This window comes from Thermomonas mangrovi, from assembly GCF_028201335.1.
GTDB classification, from domain to species: Bacteria; Pseudomonadota; Gammaproteobacteria; order Xanthomonadales; family Xanthomonadaceae; genus Thermomonas; species Thermomonas mangrovi.
The window spans coordinates 125,446-144,088 of sequence record NZ_JAPEVV010000006.1 but is presented as its reverse complement, the minus strand read 5'-3'; the positions used below and the strand labels follow the sequence as shown (position 1 = coordinate 144,088).

The following is an 18,643-nucleotide window of genomic DNA, read 5'->3' as shown; positions in this document are numbered from 1 at the left end:
GATCCAGGGGCCGCCGAACGCGGCCCTTTCGCATGGGGGGGCACTTGCGAGACGCACTCGCGTTCCGGCCGGAAATCGAGGGCTTGCGGGGCATCGCGGTCCTGTTGGTGATGCTGGCCCACGCCGGCGTGCCTGGCCTCGCCGGTGGCTTCATCGGCGTCGACATGTTCTTCGTCATCTCCGGTTACCTGATTTCGGGGCTGCTGGAGAAGCAATTCCAAGCGACGGGACGCCTGGACCTGGCGGCCTTCTACGCGCGTCGCATCAAACGCCTGCTGCCGGCGCTGCTGCTGGCGATGGTGGTGACGGCACTGGCGTGCCGGTCGATCCTTGATCAAGCGCAACAAGCGCCGCAGGCACAGGCGGGGTATTGGGCATCGCTGTGGGTGTCGAACATCCACTTCGCGCTGTCACGGCTTGATTACTTCGATGATGCGGCCCAGCGCAACGTCTTCATCCATACCTGGTCCCTCGGGGTCGAGGAGCAGTTCTACCTGGCGTGGCCGCTGTTCCTTCTGCTGGTGTGGCGGCGGTGGCGAGCCAGCGGCCATTGGTGGATCGCCGGCGTGGGCCTGGCCAGCTTCCTGTGTTGCATGGCTGTCGCGTCCCGGGATGGCAATGCCGCCTACTACCTCATGCCGACGCGGCTCTGGCAGCTGGCCGCGGGTGCCTGGGCCAGCCGTCTGAGCCTCCGAGATGGCCGCTTGCCGATACTCGGGCTGGGGATCGGCGTTGTTGCCCTGTTCGCCCTGGCAGAGAACGCGGCCTATCCCTCGGCGTGGGCAATCCTTCCGGTCGCGAGCGCCGTGCTCCTGCTCCAGGCGGATCCGGCGCGATCCCCGGTGGCGTGCGCGCTGCTCGGCAGCGCTCCATTGCGATTTCTGGGGCGGATATCCTACAGCCTGTACCTATGGCATTGGCCGATGCTGGTGCTCTGCGGACATGCGGCGCCGACGGCCGGGGCATGGGCATCCGTCACGGCGCTCGGCGGTTCGCTCGCGCTGGCCACCCTGAGCGAACGGTGGGTGGAACGACCGATCCGTGCGGCCGGTTGGCCCCCGCGCCGAGTGCTTGTCGGTGGCCTGTTCGCGACGCTCGCGCTGGCGGCGATGATGTGGTTCTGGCAGGCGAGCCTGTCGGCGGGTGGTGCGCTCGGCTGGGTCGGATCGCAGGGGCGGGTCGCCGAAGCCAATCTCCTTGCTGGCCGGATCAGCGTCCCGGAGGTCTACAGGGTGGCGGGATTCGACGACGCTTTCGAGTCCGACCGATTCGCGCCGTACGTTGTCGTCAAGGCAGAAGCCGCCTCGGGGAAGCGTGTCCTGATGGCTGGCGACAGCATCCTAATGCAATGGGAACCCGCAATCGCAATGGCGGCGCGCGATCGCGGCTGGGAACTGGTCGCGGCGACCAAGTCGGCCTGCCCCATGATCGATGCTGGTTACGTGAACGAGCGACTCAGGCGGCGATTCGGCGAATGCGAAAGCTGGCGGGATGCGCTGGTCGCGTTCGCCAGGTCGAATCGCCCGGACACGCTGATCCTGGGTTCGGCATCGACATATCCGTTCGACGATGCCACCTGGGTCCGCGGGACGCGATCCTTCCTTTCGAAACTGCAGGCCCATGTCGGACGGCTGGTGGTGATTGCGCCACCACCGCTGATGCCGTTCCACCCGCTGGAATGCGTCGTCGTGCACGGTGAGTTGGTGTCCGGCACGCTCAGGGCAGACGCGTGCAGCGCCCCCCTTGCGGTCGCACGGCAAGCAAGGGTCGCAGGGCTGCTCGCCCGCGCGTCAAGTGGACTTCCCAACGTAACGGTCGTCAGCCTGGACGAGGTGGTTTGCCCACGCGGGGAATGCGGGGCCGTCGTGGCAGGCAATCTGGTCTATCGGGACCGGAATCATTTGAACGCTGCGTTCGTGCGTGCTGAATGGCCGGTGCTTTCCAGACGGCTTGACCTTGCGGGCGTACGCTAGCCCGTTGGTGCAACGCCCTACCTGCGACTTGCGTGGTGTTGGCGGCATTGTGGTGTCACGGCTGCTGGCTACACTGCGCGCATGACCCTGCGCATCGCGATGGCCCAATTCGACTTCCCGGTCGGCGACGTCGCCGGCAATGCCGCCCGCATCGCCGAGATGATCGCGGAGGCACGCGACGCCTACGACGCCGACGTGGTGCTGTTCCCGGAGCTGGCGCTGTCCGGCTACCCGCCGGAGGACCTGCTGTACCGCCCGTCGTTCCTGCGCGACTGCGAGGCGGCGATGGCGCGCATCGCGGCCTCGGCCACCGGTATCGTCGCCATCGTCGGCTGGCCGCAGGCGGCGGGCGCGGTGGTCTACAACGCGGCCAGCGTGCTGCGCGACGGCGGCATCGCCCAGACCTACCGCAAGCGCGAGCTGCCGAACTACGCGGTGTTCGACGAGCGCCGCTATTTCGATGTCGACCCGGACCGCGAGGATTGCGTGTTCGAGGTCGCGGGCGTGCCGCTCGGCCTGGTGATCTGCGAGGACCTGTGGTTCGCCGAGCCGATCGCCTCGACCGTGGCCCGGGGCGCGCAGCTGGTGCTGGTGCCGAATGCCTCGCCGTTCGAGCGCGACAAGCATGCCCAGCGCGATGCGCTGCTGGCGCAGCGGGTGCGCGAGACCGGCGCGGCGATCGCCTACCTCAACCTGGTCGGTGGCCAGGACGCGCTGGTGTTCGATGGCGCCAGCGTGGTCGCCGACGGCGACGGCAGCGTGCATCCGGCCGCGGCCGCGTTCACCGACCAGTGGCTGGTGGTGGACTACGATGCCGCCAGCCGCCGCTTCGCGCCGGTGCAGTGGGTCGAGGATGGCGACGAGAGCCGCGATGCGCTGGCCTGGCGCGCGGTGGTGCGCGGCACCCGCGACTACTGCGCCAAGAACGGCTTCAAGAGCGCCTGGCTCGGCCTGAGCGGCGGCATCGATTCCTCGCTGGTGCTGGCGATCGCCGCCGATGCGCTGGGCCCGGAGAACATCACCGCGGTGCGCATGCCCTCGCGCTACACCGCCGACCTGTCCAACGACCTCGCCCGGGAACAATGCGACGCGATGGGGGTGAAGCTGATCGCGCTGCCGATCGAGAAGCCGTTCCAGGGCTACCTCGATGCGCTGGCCGAGACGTTCGCCGGCCTGCCCGCCGACACCACCGAGGAGAACCTGCAGTCGCGTACCCGCGGCGCGCTGCTGATGGCGCTGAGCAACAAGTTCGGCGGGCTGCTGCTGACCACCGGCAACAAGAGCGAGTACGCGGTGGGCTACGCCACCATCTACGGCGACATGTGCGGCGGCTATGCGCCGATCAAGGACCTGTACAAGACCGAGGTGTTCGCGCTGGCGCGCTGGCGCAACACGGTCGGCGACCCGGTGGTGCCGCAGGCGGTGATCGACCGCCCGCCGTCGGCGGAGCTGCGCCCGGACCAGAAGGACGAGGACTCGCTGCCGCCCTACGACGTGCTCGATGCGATCCTGCTGCGGCACGTGGACCAGGAACAGTCGCGCGCGGAGATCGTGGCGGCCGGCTTCGACCCGGCCACGGTGGACAAGGTCCTGCGGCTGGTGCGGATCGGCGAATGGAAACGGCACCAGGCCGCGCCCGGCCCGAAGGTCAGCCGGCGCGCGTTCGGGCGCGAGCGGCGCTATCCGATCAGCAACGGGTATCGCGAGGGCTGACGCGCCTCGCCCGCAACGCAACAGGGGGCCGACGGCCCCCTGCTTGCGTGTTGCCGATGGCGACGGGTCAGAGGTCGCCGGCGAACGGGTTCAGGCGGTTGTAGAAGCGACTGTCGTGCGGCCACTTGCCGGTCAGCCACGGGTGCTGCGGGTCGTTGGCCTCCAGCACGCGGCGGGCGTCCGCGGCCAGCTTGTCGTTGCCCATGCGCGCGTAGGACTCGCCGAGCAGGGCCACCGCATCGTTCTGGTACTCGCTCTGCGGGTAGGTTTCCAGCAGGTAGGTCGCGCGTTCGTTGGCGGCGATCCAGGCGCCACGGCGCAGGTAGTACAGCGCGGTGTTGCGCTCGAAGCGGGCGAACTCGTTGCGCAGGAACACCATGCGCTGGCGGGCGTCGGCGGCGTAGCGGCTGTTCGGGTAGCGGGTGGCGACGGTGCTGAAGTCGGCGTAGGCCTGGTTCGGCGCCTGCAAGTCGCGGTTGCTCATGTCGAGCTTGAACGCGCGGGCCATGAACACCGCGTTGCGGCTCATGTTGGTGAGGCCGCGCAGGTAGTACAGGTAGGCGATGTTCTTGTGGGTCGGGTAGGTGCGGATGAAGCGGTCGATGCTGGACACCGCGTCGTCGTGCTTGCCCGCCTTGTACTCGGCATAGGCCTGTTCCATCAGCGCTTGTTCGGTGTAGGGGCCGTACGGGTACTGCGCGATCAACCGGCGCCAGACTTCCACGGCGCTGCTCCAGCGGCCGTTCTCCATGTAGCCGTGGGCCTTGTCGTACAGCTCGCTGACCGGCAGCCCTTCGTTCTTGTCCTTGTCCTTGAACATGCCCTTCATGCGGGCGCAGCCGCTGCCGGCGACGACCACGGCGAGCAGCAGGACGATCAGGGGGCGCAGCGGGGCGGTACGCAGGGTCATGGGCATCGAACGGGCGCCGGGGGCATGAAGGGCCGATAATACCAGTCCCGCTTCAACCGACGCCCAACGCCGTCCCCGGGTCCCGCCCGGCCGGCGCCGCCCGCCATGACCGCCCCCGACGCCCGCCACGCCCTCGTTCCCGCCGCCGCCGCCGGCCGTCGCCTGGACGCCGTCCTCGCCGAGCTGTTCCCCGAGTACTCGCGTTCGCGGCTGTCGGCCTGGATCAAGGCCGGGCAGGTGACCGTGGACGGCGCGCCGGCGCGCCCGCGCGACCCGGTCCACGGCGGCGAAACCATCGTGCTGGACGCGGTCGAGGAGGTGCAGACCCATGCGGTCGCCGAGGACATCCCGCTGGACGTGCTGTACGAGGACGAACACGTTTTCGTCCTCGACAAGCCGGCCGGGCTGGTGGTCCATCCGGGCGCCGGCAACCCGGCCGGCACCCTGGTCAATGCGCTGCTGCATCGCGACCCGGCGCTGGACAAGCTGCCACGTGCCGGCATCGTCCACCGCCTGGACAAGGACACCAGCGGGGTCATGGTGGTCGCGCGCACCCTGCAGGCGCACACCGCACTGGTGGCGCAGCTGTCCGCGCGCGAGGTCCATCGCCAGTACCTGGCCATCGTGGTCGGCGCCCTGGTCTCCGGCGGCACCGCCGATGCCGCGATCGACCGCCATCCGCGCGACCGCCTGCGGATGGCGGTGCGCGAGGACGGCAAGGACGCGGTGACCCATTACCGCCTGCGCGAGCGCTTCCGTGCGCACACCGCACTGGAATGCCGATTGGAAACCGGGCGCACCCACCAGATCCGGGTGCACATGGCGCACCTGAAGCACCCGATCGTCGGCGACCCGTTGTACGGCGGCTCGCTGCGCCTGCCCAAGGGCGCGTCCGAGGACTTGATCGCCGCCCTGCGCGGCTTCAAGCGCCAGGCCCTGCATGCCGAAGTGCTGGCGTTCGCGCACCCGGTCACCGGCGAGGCGATCCGCTGCGAGGCGCCGGTGCCCGCGGACATGCAGGCCCTGATGGCGTTGCTGCGCGAGGATGCCGCTGCGCACGCCGAGGCCGAGCGCACGCGCCGATGAGCGGGACCGCCGCGCGCGCCTGGATCGAGGCCGACTGGCCGGCGCCGGCGAACGTGCGCGCGCTGACCACGACGCGCCACGGGCTGGGCGTGTCGCAGCCGCCGTTCGACCACTTCAACCTGGGCGCGCGCTGCGGCGATGCGCCCGACGCCGTGGCCGAAAACCGCCGCCAGCTGGCCGAGGCGCTGGGCCTGCCGTCGCCACCGCGCTGGCTGCGGCAGGTGCATGGCATCGGCGTGGCGCACTTTGCTCCCTCCCTTTCGCCTCAGGCGAAGGGGAGGGCTGGGGAGGGGTCATCCGGTCTCGATGCAGCCGCAACCCCCTCCCAACCTCCCCCTTCGCTGCGCGAAAGGGGAGGGGACGGCATCGAACCCGAAGCCGACGCCGCCGTGACGTCCACGCCCGGCACCGTCCTCGCCATCCTGACCGCGGACTGCCTGCCGGTGGTATTCGCCGCCCGCGACGGCACCGAGGTCGCCGCCGCGCACGCGGGCTGGCGTGGACTGGCCGAGGGGGTGCTGGAGGCCACGGTGGCGGCGATGCGCTCGCCCGCCGATCGCCTGCTGGCCTGGCTCGGGCCGGCCGCGGGGCCCGGCGCTTACGAAGTGGGGACGGAGGTGTTCGAGGCCTTCGTCTCGCGGGATGCGGGCGCGTCCGCGATGTTCGCGCCGACCCGGCCCGGGCACTGGAACGTAGACCTGTATTCGCTGGCCCGGCGTCGCCTCGCCGCGATCGGCGTCGCCGACGTGCATGGCGGCGACTTGTGCACGCTGTCGGATCCGGCGCGGTTCTTCTCGCACCGGCGCAGCACGCACGACGGGAGCGGGGGCAGCGGCCGCATCGCCACCCTGGCCTGGATCGCGCCCTCAGCCTGAGGCGTCGGCCAGCAGCCACGCCAGCTTGCGCGCCTTGGGTTGGCGCTTGAGCTGGTGCTCCGCACGCGAAGCGCTGGCCCGGTCCGGGTAGGCGCGACTGGCGAGCACGCAGTCCGGCGGGTGCGCGCGGGTGTACTTGGCGCCCTTGCCTGCAGCGTGCTCGCGGAAGCGGCGTTCGACATCGGTGGCGATCCCGGCGTACAGGCTGCCGTCGCGGCAGCGCAGCAGGTAGAGATGCCAGTCGCCGCTCACCGCGGCGTGCGCGCCAGCCGGTCGATCAGCACCGCGCTGCGCAAGGCCTGGCGCGGGATGCTGGCGAGGTCCAGGGTCTCGCCCACCGCGTGCGCGCCGGTGCCGGCGGCGCCCAGCCCGGCCAGCACGTCGGCATCGGCGGCGACGAAACTGGAATCCGCGGCGCCGCGCTTGGCCGGATCCCATTCGCCCATCTCCGGCAGGCCGAGGTCGGCGTTGACCTGATTGAGCAGCGCCAGCAGGGCGCGGTTGCCCGCGGTCGGCGCCATCGCCGGATAGGAATCGTCGAAGGCGAGGGTAGCCGTGGTCTTCGGCAGGTGCGCGGCCACGATGGCCTGCATCTTCGCGCGCGCCCGCGCTTCCTGTTCCGCGCTGAAGGTGCGCATGTCGCCGCGGGCCACCGCCTGCGCGGCGACGATGTTGGTCTTGCCGGCGGCGCTGCCGCGGGCGCCGCCCGGGTCCAGCGTGGCCGGCGTTCCGCCCAGCATGAGGCCCACGTTGAGGGTGAGGTTGCGTTCCGGCAGTTCGCGGCGGAACGCATCGAGGATGCGCACCAGCTCGTAGTTCGCGCCGTAGCCCAGCGCCTCGCCGAACACCCCGCCGGAATGCCCGGATTCGCCGGTCGTCGTGACCTGCCAGTCGGTGACGCCGCGGCGCGCCACGGTCGCCCAGTCGCGGCCGTCGCGCACGATCAGCTCTTCGTATTCCAGCGCCACGTCGGCCCACTTGCCGGCGGCGATGAGGTCGGCGCGCGCGGTCTCCAGCGGCGTGCCGGCGGATTCCTCGTCGCCGGTCAGGACCACCTTGATGTCGGCGTCGCGCAGGGTGCCCGCGGCGTGCATCGCGCGCAGCGCGGACACGATGATCACCACCCCGCCCTTGTCGTCGGCGATGCCCGGCCCGGTCGCCTTGTCGCCGCTGCGCTCGAAGCGCTGGAACGGCGAGTCGGGCTCGAACACGGTGTCGAGGTGGCCGATCATCAGCACGCGCTTGCCGCGCCCGTTGCCACGGTGGGTGGCGACCAGGTGCCCGGCGCGCCCGGTGGCGCGCATGTCGATCCATTCGACCTCGAAGCCCAGCGGTTCCAGCTCGGCGCGAACCATGTCGCCCACCGCCTTCACCCCGGCCAGGTTGAGCGAGCCGGAGTTCTGGTTGACCAGCCGCTCCAGCAGGGCGATGGCATGCGGCTGGTCGGCCTCGATCGCCGCGCGCAGCCGTTGCTCGCCGGCGGTCGGCGTGGCCGCCAGGCAAGGGGCGAGGGACAGGGCCAGCCACAGGCCGCAGGCCAGCGCGCGGGGTCGGGTCATCGGTCGGGCTCCGGGTCGGGCAGCAGACCATAACCCAGCGGCAACGGCGCGGCGCGCTTGACTTGAATCACGGCGCGGCAACCGCATGTGCACGACATTGGGCCACGGGGTGGCCCCCTCGACACAGGAGTCCCGCCATGCGCATGGACAAACTCACCTCGCGCTTCCAGCAGGCCATCGCGGACGCGCAGTCGCTGGCCGTGGGCCGCGACCACACCATCATCGAACCGGCGCACCTGCTGCTGGCACTGCTCGACCAGCAGGGCGGCGGCACCCGTCCGCTGCTGGCGCAGGCCGGCGTCAACGTGCCGGTACTGCGCGAGCGGCTGGCCGAGACACTGGACAAGCTGCCCAAGGTCACCGGCCAGGCCGGCAACGTGCAGGCCGGCAACGACCTGGTGCGCCTGCTCAACGTGACCGACAAGCTGGCCCAGCAGCGCGGCGATGCCTACATCGCCAGCGAACTGTTGCTGCTCGCGGCCCTCGACGACAACGGCGAGGCCGGCAAGGCGCTGAAGGTGGCCGGCGCGAACAAGCAGAAGCTGGAAGCGGCGATCGACAAGCTGCGCGGAGGCGAGAAGGTGACCGACGAGAACGCGGAAGACGCGCGCCAGGCGCTGGAGAAGTACACCATCGACATGACCGCGCGCGCCGAGGGCGGCAAGCTCGATCCGGTGGTCGGCCGCGACGAGGAGATCCGCCGCACCATCCAGGTGCTGCAGCGCCGGACCAAGAACAACCCGGTGCTGATCGGCGAGCCGGGCGTGGGCAAGACCGCGATCGTCGAAGGCCTCGCGCAGCGCATCATCAATGGCGAGGTGCCGGAAGGCCTGCGCGGCAAGCGCCTGCTCAGCCTGGACATGGGCGCGCTGATCGCCGGCGCCAAGTTCCGCGGCGAGTTCGAGGAGCGGCTGAAGGCGGTGCTCAACGACCTGGCCAAGAACGAAGGCCAGATCATCCTGTTCATCGACGAGCTGCACACCATGGTCGGCGCCGGCAAGGCCGAGGGCGCGATGGATGCCGGCAACATGCTCAAGCCGGCGCTGGCGCGTGGCGAGCTGCATTGCATCGGCGCGACCACGCTCGACGAATACCGCAAGTACGTGGAGAAGGACGCCGCGCTGGAGCGGCGCTTCCAGAAGGTGTTCGTCGGCGAACCGAGCGTCGAGGACACGATCGCCATCCTCCGCGGGCTGAAGGAACGCTACGCGGTGCACCACGGGGTGGAAATCACCGATCCCGCCATCGTCGCCGCGGCGACGTTGAGCAACCGCTACATCGCCGACCGCCAGCTGCCGGACAAGGCGATCGACCTGATGGACGAGGCGGCATCGCGCATCCGCATGGAGATCGATTCCAAGCCGGAGGAGATGGACCGCAAGGAGCGCCGGCTGATCCAGCTCAAGATCCAGCGCGAGGCGCTGAAGAAGGAGAAGGACGCCGAATCGAAGCAGCGGTTGGCCGACCTGCAGGACCAGATCGACGTGCTCGAACGCGAGTACAGCGACCTCGAGGAGGTCTGGAAGGCGGAGAAGGCGACGCTGCAGGGCGCCACCCGCATCAAGGAGCAGATCGAGGCTGCACGGCTGGAGCTGGAGGCGGCGCAGCGCAAGCAGGACTTCGCGCGGATGAGCGAAATCCAGTACGGCACGCTGCCGGAACTGGAGAAGCAGTTGAAGGCGGCGCAGGAAGCGGAGACCAAGGGCTTCACCCTGCTGCAGGACAAGGTGACCGCGGAGGAGATCGCGCAGGTGGTGTCGCGCTGGACCGGCATCCCGGTCAGCAAGATGCTGGAGGGCGAGCGCGAGAAGCTGCTGCAGATGGAAGCGCAGATCGGCGCGCGCGTGGTCGGCCAGGCCGAGGCGATCAAGGTCGTGTCCGACGCGGTGCGGCGTTCGCGCGCCGGGCTGAGCGATCCGAACCGGCCGTCCGGTTCGTTCCTGTTCCTCGGCCCGACCGGCGTCGGCAAGACCGAGTTGTGCAAGGCGCTGGCCGAGTTCCTGTTCGACAGCAGCGATGCGATGGTGCGCATCGACATGAGCGAGTTCATGGAGAAGCACGCGGTGAGCCGCCTGGTCGGCGCGCCCCCGGGCTACGTGGGCTATGAGGAAGGCGGCTACCTGACCGAGGCGGTGCGGCGTCGCCCGTACAGCGTGATCCTGCTGGACGAGGTGGAGAAGGCGCACCCGGACGTGTTCAACATCCTGCTGCAGGTGCTGGACGACGGCCGCCTGACCGATGGCCAGGGCCGCACCGTGGACTTCCGCAACACCGTGATCGTGATGACCTCCAACCTCGGCAGCCACCAGATCCAGGAGCTGGCCGGCGATGGCAGCGCGGAGGCCTACACCCAGATGAAGGCCGCGGTGATGGGCGTGGTGCAGGCGCACTTCCGCCCGGAGTTCATCAACCGGCTGGACGACATCGTGGTCTTCCACCCGCTCGACAAGCCACAGATCAAGGCCATCGCGCGGATCCAGTTGCGCGGGCTGGAGAAGCGGCTGGCCGAGCGCGGCATCCGCATCGCGCTGACCGACCAGGCCTACGACTTGCTGGGCAACGTCGGCTTCGACCCGGTGTACGGTGCCCGCCCGCTCAAGCGCGCGATCCAGCAGCAGCTGGAGAACCCGCTGGCGCAGGCGATCCTGTCCGGCCGGTTCGGCAACGGCGACGTGGTGCAGGTCGACGCGGAGGGCGGCAAGCTGGTGTTCGGCTGAGGCGCGCGCCACCCGCAAGGAGGCGGGTGGCCTGCCCAGGCCACCAAGCGAGTCTCGGGGAGCCACTTGTCGGGTCCGGCTGCCGCGCCCGGAACAGCGCAAGATCGGGAACGCGCGCCGGTGGCGACGGCAGGCATCGTGCCGGTGCATCCTCACCGCACCGGAGACCGCCGATGAAACCCGATACCCGCAACGCCTATGCCCGCCGCGTCGATGCCGTGCTCGCCCGCCTGCAACAGGCGATCGCGGCCGGCGCCGACCTGCCCGGCCTCGACGAACTGGCCGCCGTCGCCCACCTCTCGCCCTTCCATTTCCACCGCGTGTGGCGCGCGCTGACCGGCGAGCCGCTGGGCGGCACCGTCGCCCGGCTGCGGCTGGCGCGCGCGCTGCAATTGCTGGGCGATGCCGAGGCGGGCGTCGCCGAGGTCGCGCTGGCGGTGGGCTACGACACCCCGCAGGCGCTGGCCCGTGCCATGCGCGAACGCCTCGATGCCAGTCCCTCCGAATTGCGCGACGATCCCGCGCGGCGTGCGGCGCTGCTGGCGAGGCTCGGGCGCCCGACCCGCGCCGTGGGCGACCCGCTGCCGTTGCAGGTCGAAGTGGTGTCGCTCGAACCGTTCGAGGTCGTGGCGCTGCGCAACCGCGGCGCCTTCGCCGACCTCGACCAGGCCTACGGCGCGCTGTTCGACTGGGCCGCCGGTGCCGGCGTCGTCGAATCGATCATCGGCCTGCACGGCATCCCGTGGGGCGACCACCGCGACTTGCCGGCGGAGACGCTGGAGTTCGACTGCGCGATCCGCCTCGATGGCGAGCTCGCCGCCGAGCCGGAGATGCCGCTGCGCCGCGAGACCCTGGCGGGCGGCCTGTTCGCGCGCCTGCGCCACGTCGGTCCCTACGAGGGCCTCGAGGACGCGGTGGACGGCGTGCTGGCGGACTGGTTGCCCGGCAGCGGGCACGTGCTGCGCGCCGCGCCGATCCGTTACGACTTCCTCGACGACCCCGAGACCGTGCCGGCGCCGTTGCTGCGCGCCGACATCCTGGTGCCGCTCGCCGGCTGAGCAGGCGCCCGCTCAGCGCGCCGGCGCGGGCGGGCGTTTCGATCCGGGGCGGGCGATGGCGTACATCTGCCAGGCGATGTCCTTCAGCATCGCCCGGCGGTCGTCGCCTTCCACGTACAGGTCGAAGTGGGTGCGGTCGGGCACGAAGCGGATATCCGCGCGTGCGCCGACGGCATCCAGTGTTTCCTTGAGCTTGTGGACGCCGCCGTCGAGGTAGAAGGTATCCGCGGTGCCGACGTACACGTGCAGCTTGCCGTCCAGGTCGGGCTTGAGCCGCGGCCAGTCGCGGCGGATCCGCTCGGCGATGTCGTAGTGCTCGCGCCAGTAGGCGACCACCATCGGATCGACCTGGCCGGTGCCGCGGTCGAACATCGGCATCGGCCGGCCATCGGCGCCGCGCGGCGAGAACACCCACTCGAACGAGGCGAGCTGGCCGCCGACCGGCCCGACGATTTCCTCCAGCCGCGCGAACTGCTCGAAGCTGGCGACCACCTGGCCCTTGTCGCGCATCAGCGGCCACGCAGTACCATCGGGCTTGCGGTAGACGTTGGCGTCGGCGGCGTACAGGTCGATGCCGCTGAAGTCGCGGAAGTCGCTGGAATCCGGCGCGGTCGACCAGGTGCCGCCGAACAGCTTGGGATAGCGCACCTGCAGCCACAGCGTGGCCCAGCCGCCGGAAGAGTGGCCGTTGAGGAAGCGGCCGTTGGCGGTGGCGTCCATCCGGTAGCGCGATTCCAGGGCCGGGATCAGTTCCTCGGTAAGCGCGGTGCCCCACGGGCCGTTGTTGACCGAATCGGCGAATTCGTGGGTGCCGGTCGGGCTGGATTCGTCCAGCAGCACCCAGATCATCGGCGGGATCGACCCATCCGCCATGCCGGCATGCGCCGCGATCGCGGTCGGCACCAACGCGCGCGTGCTGCCGCCGAAGCCGTGGGTGAAGTACAGCACCGGATAGCGCGCCTTGTCGTCGGCGTCGTAGCCGGGCGGCAGCACCACCCAGCCGCGCAGGTGCACCGGCCGTCCCCAGAACGCGCCCAGGGCGGCGCTGGGCATGTCGATCGCCTGGGTGGCAGCCTTGGCGGCGGGGATCGCGGCGCGCAGCGCCTCCGGGGCGGTTGGCGGCAACTGCCAGGGATCGCCGGCGGCCGGTGCGCGCTGGTCGAGCACCAGGGTGGCGGGCTTCGCGCCCGGACCCACGGTGATGCGCTGCGGCGTGCTGCTGAGATCGTCCGCGCCGCGCCCGCCGTAATTGTTGTTGCGCGCCACGTCGAGCACGGCCTGCACGTAGTAGTCGCCCGCCGGCAGGCGCGAGAGGGGCTGCGGCCAGGCCAGGCTGTCGCCATCCACCGGCAGCACCTGCCCCGGGGCGATGCGGGCCAGCTCCATCGCGGCAGCGCTTGCGCCCTTGCCGCCGAACGGGCTGGCGTCGACCGCGGCGACGACCCCGTCCTTGGCCCGGGCCAGCGCATCCGCGGCAGGTTCCGCGAACACCAGCAGCCGGCCCGAGGTGCCCGCGGGCGCGTCCGCGGGCAGTTGCACGCGCAAGGGCGTGGTGCCCTGTGTCCGCGGCGCGTGGGCGCACGCGGCGAGCAGGCAGGCCGCCAACGCGGGCACAAGGGCGATCGGAGGGTGGCGCATGGCGGTATCCGGCGGGGCAGGAACGTCGGAGTGTGCGCCCATCCGGCGAGGACGTGGGCGCGTCAGGTCGCCATGCCGGATGGTCATGAGCACGGGGCGCGTGGCCGCCGCTGCGCCCGGTAAGGTGAAGTCCCCACGTCAATGCGGTGCATCGCAGCCATGAGCCAGCCAGCGTCTTCCTGGAAACCCGAGACCATCGCCGTCCACGGCGGCTACAGCCCCGACCCGGCCACCCGCGCGGTGGCGGTGCCGATTTACCAGACCGTGGCCTACGCCTTCGACAGCGCGCAGCACGCGGCCGACCTGTTCGACCTCAAGGTGCCGGGCAACATCTACACCCGGATCATGAACCCGACCACCGACGTGCTGGAGCAGCGCGTGGCCGCGCTGGAAGGCGGCATCGCCGCACTGGCGCTGGCCTCGGGGCAGGCCGCGATCACCTACGCGATCCAGACCATCGCCGAAGTCGGCGACAACATCGTCTCCTCGAGCGCGCTGTACGGCGGCACCTACAACCTGTTCGCGCACACCCTGCCGCAGTTCGGCATCGAGACCCGCTTCGCCGACTACCGCGACCCGCAGGCGTTCGCGGGCCTGATCGACGCGCGCACCAAGGCGGTGTTCGTCGAATCGGTGGGCAACCCGCTGGGCAACGTCACCGACATCGAGGCGCTGGCCGCGGTCGCCCACGCGCACGGGGTGCCGCTGATCGTCGACAACACCGTGCCGTCGCCCTACCTGCTGCGCCCGATCGACTTCGGCGCGGACATCGTGGTGCATTCGCTGACCAAGTACCTGGGCGGCCATGGCAACAGCATCGGCGGCGCGATCGTGGACAGCGGCCGCTTCCCGTGGGCCGGGCATGCGGCCCGCTTCCCGCGGCTCAACACGCCGGACGTGAGCTACCACGGCGTGGTCTACACCGAAGCGCTGGGCCCGGCGGCCTACATCGGCCGGGCGCGGGTGGTGCCGTTGCGCAACACCGGCGCGGCGCTGTCGCCGTTCAATGCGTTCCTGATCCTGCAGGGCATCGAGACGCTCGCGCTGCGCATGGACCGGATCAACCAGAACGCGCTGGCGGTGGCGACCTACCTGCAGGGCCATCCGAAGGTGGCCTGGGTGAACTATGCCGGCCTGCCCGGCCATCCCGAGCACGCGCTGGCGCGCAAGTACCTGCCGAAGGGCGCGTCCGGCCTGCTGACCTTCGGCCTGCCCGGCGGCCGCGAGGCCGGGGCGCGCTTCCTCGATGCGCTGCGCCTGTTCACCCGCCTGGTCAACATCGGCGACGCGAAATCGCTGGCCACCCACCCGGCCTCCACCACGCACCGGCAGCTGTCGCCGGAGGAACTGGCGCTGGCCGGCGTCGGCCTGGACACCGTGCGCCTGTGCGTCGGCATCGAGCACATCGAGGACCTGCTGGCCGACCTCGAGGCCGCGCTCGCCGCGGCCTGAGCCGACGCCTCAGCCGGCGGGCCGGGGCTCGGGATCGGGCGCGCGCGCCGGGCGGTAGGGCGGGGTGGACATCACCATGTCCGCCAGCGAGTAGGCCAGCTCGCGTTCGGCCAGCACCGCCGCGTCGGCGCCGTGGTCGAGCAGGTGCTTCACTTCCGCCTCGCTGTGGGCGCGTGCGAGGACGCTGATGGACGGGTTGATGGCCTTGAAGTGGGCGATGATCTCACCGGCTTCCAGTGCCTGCGGAATCGCCAGGATCGCCAGTTGCGCGGTGTCCGGCCGGGTCGCCTTGAGGATCGCCTCCGAGGCGGCGTTGCCGCGTACGGTGACCAGCCCGTGGTTGCGCGCCTGCTCCACCCGGTCCGGGTCGCTCTCCACCAGCACCAGCGGCACGCCACGATCCTGCAGCAGGCGCGAGAGCTCGCGTCCGACCCGCCCGTAGCCCACCACGATGGCGTGGCCGCCCATGTCCTCGGGGACTTCGGAATTGTCGGCAAGGACCTGGGTGACGGCCACGCCCGGCTGCTGCTGCTTCTGCCAGCGGTCCAGCCAGGCGAACAGCAACGGGTTGGCGATGATCGACAGCAGCGCCCCGGCCAGGATCAGGTCGTGCCCCTGCTGTGGCAGCACCTTCTGGCTGAGGCCGAGGCCGGCCAGGATGAAGGAGAACTCGCCGATCTGAGACAGGCTGGCGGCGATGGTCAGCGCAGTCAGCTGCGGCAGCTTGAACAGGCGCACCACGGCGAACCCGATCAGCGCGTTCCCGAACACGATGATGGCCACGGTCGCCACCACCAACAGCGGGTGATCGACCAGGATCGACGGGTTGAACAGCATGCCCACCGATACGAAGAACAGCACCGCGAACGCATCGCGCATCGGCAGCGAATCCGCCGCGGCCTTGTGGCTGAGCTCGGATTCGTTGAGCAGCATGCCGGCGAAGAACGCACCCAACGCGAAACTCACGTCGAACAGCGCCGCCGCCCCGAACGCGACGCCCAGCGCGATCGCCAGCACGCAGAGGGTGAACAGTTCGCGCGAGCCGAGCCCGGCCACGTGCTCCAGGATCCGCGGGATGAGCCGACGCCCGACGACCAGCATGAAGGCGACGAACGTGGCCACCTTCACCAGCGTCCATGCCAGCGCGCCGATGACCCCGCCCGCGCCGACCTTCTCGCCGCTGCCGAGCGCCCCGGCCAGCGCCGGTAGCAGCACCAGCGCCAGCACCATCGCCAGGTCCTCGACCACCAGCCAGCCGATCGCGATGCGCCCGCGCCGGGTGTCCAGCAGGCGCCGCTCCTCCAGCGCGCGCATCACCACCACCGTGCTCGCCACCGACAGCGCCAGCCCGAAGATCACCGCGCCCATCGTCGGCCAGCCCTGCCACAACCCGAAGGCCGCGCCGATGGTGGTGACGAAGGCGATCTGCACCAGCGCCCCGGGCACCGCGACGTGCTTCACCTCGAGCAGGTCGCGCAGCGAGAAATGCAGGCCGACGCCGAACATCAGCAGGATCACGCCGACCTCGGCCAGCTGCGGGGCCAGGGTCTGGTCGGCGACGAAGCCGGGGGTGAACGGCCCGACGATGACGCCGGCCAGCAGGTAGCCCACCAGCGGCGACATGCGCAGGCGCTGGGCCAGCATGCCCAGGGCGAAGGCCATGACGAAGCCCACGCACAGCAGGGCGATCAGCGAGGTGTGGTGCGGCATGCGCCTCCCGGCGGTGGGCCAGGCCCCATCTTCGCATCCCCGGGCGTGGCTGCCTGAGCCGCGGTTCAGCTTGCCCGGCCGCTTACACTATGCGGATGATTTCCTTCCGCAATTTCGCCCTGCGCCGGGGCGAGCGCCTGCTGCTGTCCGACGTCGACCTGGCCCTGCATGCCGGCTACCGGGTGGGCGTGGTCGGCCGCAACGGCGCCGGCAAGTCCTCGCTTTTCGCCGCCCTGATGGGCGAGGTCGAGCCCGACCGCGGCGACATCGACCTGCCCGGCAAGGCGCGCATCGCCAGCGTGTCGCAGGAAACCCCGCACCTGCCGGACCCGGCGATCGACTTCGTGCTGTCGGGCGATGCCGCGGTGCACGCCGCGATCCAGGCCGAGGCGAACGCCTTCGCCGCCGAGGACTGGGAGGCGGTCGCCGAAGCGCACCAGCGGCTGGAGGAAGTCAACGGCTACGACGGCACCGCGCGCGCCGGCCGCCTGCTGCACGGGCTGGGCTTCCCGGCGGAGACCCACGAAAAGCCGGTCGCGGACTTCTCGGGCGGCTGGCGGGTGCGCCTGAACGTGGCGCGCGCGCTGATGACGCCGTCCGACCTGTTGCTGCTGGACGAGCCGACCAACCACCTCGACCTCGATGCGGTGGTGTGGCTGGAGGAATGGCTGAAGCGCTACGACGGCACGCTGCTGGTGATCTCGCACGACCGCGAATTCCTGGACAACGTCACCACCCACATCCTGCACCTGCACGACGGCAAGGCGAAGCTGTACGCCGGCAATTACACCGCGTTCGAACGCCAGCGCGCCGAGCACCTGCGCCAGCAGCAGATCGCGTTCGACAAGGAACAGGCCGAGCGCGCGCACCTGCAGAGCTTCATCGACCGCTTCAAGGCCAAGGCCAGCAAGGCGCGGCAGGCGCAGTCGCGGATGAAGCGGCTGGAGAAGCTGGCCGGCACCGAGGCGGTGCGCGTCGAGCGCGGGGTCAGCATCCAGCTGCCGGCGCCGCTGCGGCTGCCGAATTCGCTGCTGTCGCTGCGCGACGTTGATTGCGGGTACGGCCCGGGCGCCACCATCCTGCGCAACGTCGGCTTCGGGCTGGAGGCGGGCGACCGCATCGGCCTGCTCGGCGTCAACGGCGCCGGCAAGTCGACGTTGGTGAAGACCCTGGTGGGCGAGCTGGCGCCGATGTCCGGCGAGCGCATCGCGCACCCGGACCTGCGCATCGGCTATTTCGCCCAGCACACGGTGGAATCGCTGGTGGCCGGGACCTCGCCGATCGACCACCTCAAGGAACTCTCGCCGAACACCGCGACCCAGGACTTCCGCAATTTCCTCGGCGGCTGGCAGTTCCCGGGCGACCGCGCGTTCGAGGTGATCGACAACTTCTCCGGCGGGGAGAAGGCCCGGCTCGCGCTCGCGCTGCTGGCGTGGAACAAGCCGAACCTGCTGCTGCTGGACGAGCCCACCAACCACCTCGACCTCGAGATGCGCGAGGCGCTGGCCGAGGCGCTGTCCGATTTCGATGGCGCGATCGTGATGGTGAGCCACGATCGCCACCTGATCGGCCTGGTCAGCGACCAGTACTGGCGCGTGCACGACGGCATCGTCGAGCCGTTCGACGGCGACCTCGACGACTACGCCGCGTGGTTGCGCACGCGCCCCGGCGCCGACAACCCCAAGACCCCGGTGCCGAAGTCCGCGCCGGCGGTGGCCGCACCCGCGCCCGCACCGGTGGCGAAGCCCAAGCCCAATCCGCACAAGCTGCAGAAGGCCGAGGAACGGGTGGCGCGGCTGGAAGGCAAGCTGGTCGAATGCGATGCGGCCATGGCCGACCCTGCGGTCTACGCGGATGCCGGCAAGGTCGCCGACCTCGGGCGGACGCAGCTGCAGTTGCGCCAGGAACTCGAAACCGCCGAAGCCGAACTGCTGGCGCTGTACGAGGGCTGA

At 70.6% G+C, this 18,643-nt stretch carries 13 protein-coding genes; 8 read left to right on the top strand and 5 right to left on the bottom strand.

The window, feature by feature from the left end; genetic code table 11:
* Positions 1–44: 44 nt before the first annotated feature.
* Together ON759_RS09510 and ON759_RS09505 are read left to right on the top strand one after the other, a co-directional pair.
* Entirely contained in the window at positions 45–1,973 is a 1,929-nt protein-coding gene (locus tag ON759_RS09510) for an acyltransferase family protein (protein WP_271680134.1), read from the top strand.
* A gap of 81 nt (positions 1,974–2,054) precedes the next feature.
* On the top strand, positions 2,055–3,686 hold the full coding sequence (locus ON759_RS09505; protein WP_271680133.1) for an NAD+ synthase: 1,632 nt from the start codon (positions 2,055–2,057) through the stop codon (positions 3,684–3,686).
* Between the two features lie 67 nt (positions 3,687–3,753).
* Here the strand turns inward: ON759_RS09505 and ON759_RS09500 are convergent, their stop codons facing one another.
* Positions 3,754–4,596, bottom strand: a complete 843-nt coding sequence (locus ON759_RS09500; protein ID WP_271680132.1) for an outer membrane protein assembly factor BamD — start codon at positions 4,594–4,596, stop codon at positions 3,754–3,756.
* Between the two features lie 105 nt (positions 4,597–4,701).
* Between ON759_RS09500 and rluD the strand changes: the two genes are divergently transcribed.
* Together rluD and pgeF are read left to right on the top strand one after the other, a co-directional pair.
* Positions 4,702–5,682, top strand: coding sequence for a 23S rRNA pseudouridine(1911/1915/1917) synthase RluD (gene rluD, locus ON759_RS09495; RefSeq protein ID WP_271680131.1), 981 nt, complete (start codon positions 4,702–4,704; stop codon positions 5,680–5,682).
* A complete protein-coding gene (pgeF, locus tag ON759_RS09490; RefSeq protein ID WP_271680130.1) occupies positions 5,679–6,557 on the top strand; it encodes a peptidoglycan editing factor PgeF in 879 nt (292 codons plus the stop codon). The genes rluD and pgeF overlap by 4 nt, the downstream gene beginning before the upstream one ends.
* Here pgeF and ON759_RS09485 read toward each other — a convergent pair.
* Positions 6,549–6,809, bottom strand: a complete 261-nt coding sequence (locus tag ON759_RS09485; RefSeq protein WP_271680129.1) for a GIY-YIG nuclease family protein — start codon at positions 6,807–6,809, stop codon at positions 6,549–6,551. The two genes, pgeF and ON759_RS09485, sit on opposite strands and share 9 nt — an antisense overlap.
* Positions 6,806–8,116, bottom strand: coding sequence for a M20/M25/M40 family metallo-hydrolase (locus ON759_RS09480; RefSeq protein ID WP_271680128.1), 1,311 nt, complete (start codon positions 8,114–8,116; stop codon positions 6,806–6,808). Before ON759_RS09480 ends, ON759_RS09485 begins: the two co-directional genes overlap by 4 nt.
* 137 nt (positions 8,117–8,253) lie before the next feature.
* Here ON759_RS09480 and clpB point away from each other — a divergent pair, with 137 nt between their 5' ends.
* The gene (clpB, locus tag ON759_RS09475; protein ID WP_271680127.1) at positions 8,254–10,833 is read left to right on the top strand and encodes an ATP-dependent chaperone ClpB; all 2,580 of its coding nucleotides are present in this window, start codon (positions 8,254–8,256) and stop codon (positions 10,831–10,833) included.
* Positions 10,834–11,006: 173 nt separating this feature from the next.
* Positions 11,007–11,891, top strand: coding sequence for an AraC family transcriptional regulator (locus tag ON759_RS09470; protein WP_271680126.1), 885 nt, complete (start codon positions 11,007–11,009; stop codon positions 11,889–11,891).
* Positions 11,892–11,903: 12 nt separating this feature from the next.
* Here ON759_RS09470 and ON759_RS09465 read toward each other — a convergent pair whose 3' ends face one another.
* Entirely contained in the window at positions 11,904–13,529 is a 1,626-nt protein-coding gene (locus tag ON759_RS09465) for an alpha/beta hydrolase (protein WP_271680125.1), read from the bottom strand.
* A 159-nt stretch (positions 13,530–13,688) separates the two neighbouring features.
* On the opposite strand from ON759_RS09465, the gene ON759_RS09460 reads away from it, so the two are divergent.
* Positions 13,689–14,981, top strand: coding sequence for an O-acetylhomoserine aminocarboxypropyltransferase/cysteine synthase family protein (locus ON759_RS09460; protein WP_271680124.1), 1,293 nt, complete (start codon positions 13,689–13,691; stop codon positions 14,979–14,981).
* 9 nt (positions 14,982–14,990) lie between these two features.
* Here ON759_RS09460 and ybaL read toward each other — a convergent pair whose 3' ends face one another.
* Positions 14,991–16,691: a YbaL family putative K(+) efflux transporter gene (gene ybaL / locus ON759_RS09455; RefSeq protein WP_271680123.1), complete on the bottom strand. Its 1,701-nt coding sequence runs from the start codon at positions 16,689–16,691 to the stop codon at positions 14,991–14,993.
* Positions 16,692–16,786: 95 nt separating this feature from the next.
* Between ybaL and ON759_RS09450 the strand changes: the two genes are divergently transcribed.
* Positions 16,787–18,643: an ABC-F family ATP-binding cassette domain-containing protein gene (locus ON759_RS09450; RefSeq protein ID WP_271680122.1), complete on the top strand. Its 1,857-nt coding sequence runs from the start codon at positions 16,787–16,789 to the stop codon at positions 18,641–18,643.

Excerpts from the sequence above, each read along its gene's own strand:
- ON759_RS09505 (WP_271680133.1), top strand. The coding sequence starts at position 2,055 with ATGACCCTGCGCATCGCGATGGCCCAATTCGACTTCCCGGTCGGCGAC.
- ON759_RS09500 (WP_271680132.1), bottom strand. The coding sequence starts at position 4,596 with ATGACCCTGCGTACCGCCCCGCTGCGCCCCCTGATCGTCCTGCTGCTC.
- rluD (WP_271680131.1), top strand. The coding sequence starts at position 4,702 with ATGACCGCCCCCGACGCCCGCCACGCCCTCGTTCCCGCCGCCGCCGCC.
- pgeF (WP_271680130.1), top strand. The coding sequence starts at position 5,679 with ATGAGCGGGACCGCCGCGCGCGCCTGGATCGAGGCCGACTGGCCGGCG.
- ON759_RS09480 (WP_271680128.1), bottom strand. The coding sequence starts at position 8,116 with ATGACCCGACCCCGCGCGCTGGCCTGCGGCCTGTGGCTGGCCCTGTCC.
- clpB (WP_271680127.1), top strand. The coding sequence starts at position 8,254 with ATGCGCATGGACAAACTCACCTCGCGCTTCCAGCAGGCCATCGCGGAC.
- ON759_RS09470 (WP_271680126.1), top strand. The coding sequence starts at position 11,007 with ATGAAACCCGATACCCGCAACGCCTATGCCCGCCGCGTCGATGCCGTG.
- ON759_RS09465 (WP_271680125.1), bottom strand. The coding sequence starts at position 13,529 with ATGCGCCACCCTCCGATCGCCCTTGTGCCCGCGTTGGCGGCCTGCCTG.
- ON759_RS09460 (WP_271680124.1), top strand. The coding sequence starts at position 13,689 with ATGAGCCAGCCAGCGTCTTCCTGGAAACCCGAGACCATCGCCGTCCAC.
- ybaL (WP_271680123.1), bottom strand. The coding sequence starts at position 16,691 with ATGCCGCACCACACCTCGCTGATCGCCCTGCTGTGCGTGGGCTTCGTC.
- ON759_RS09450 (WP_271680122.1), top strand. The coding sequence starts at position 16,787 with ATGATTTCCTTCCGCAATTTCGCCCTGCGCCGGGGCGAGCGCCTGCTG.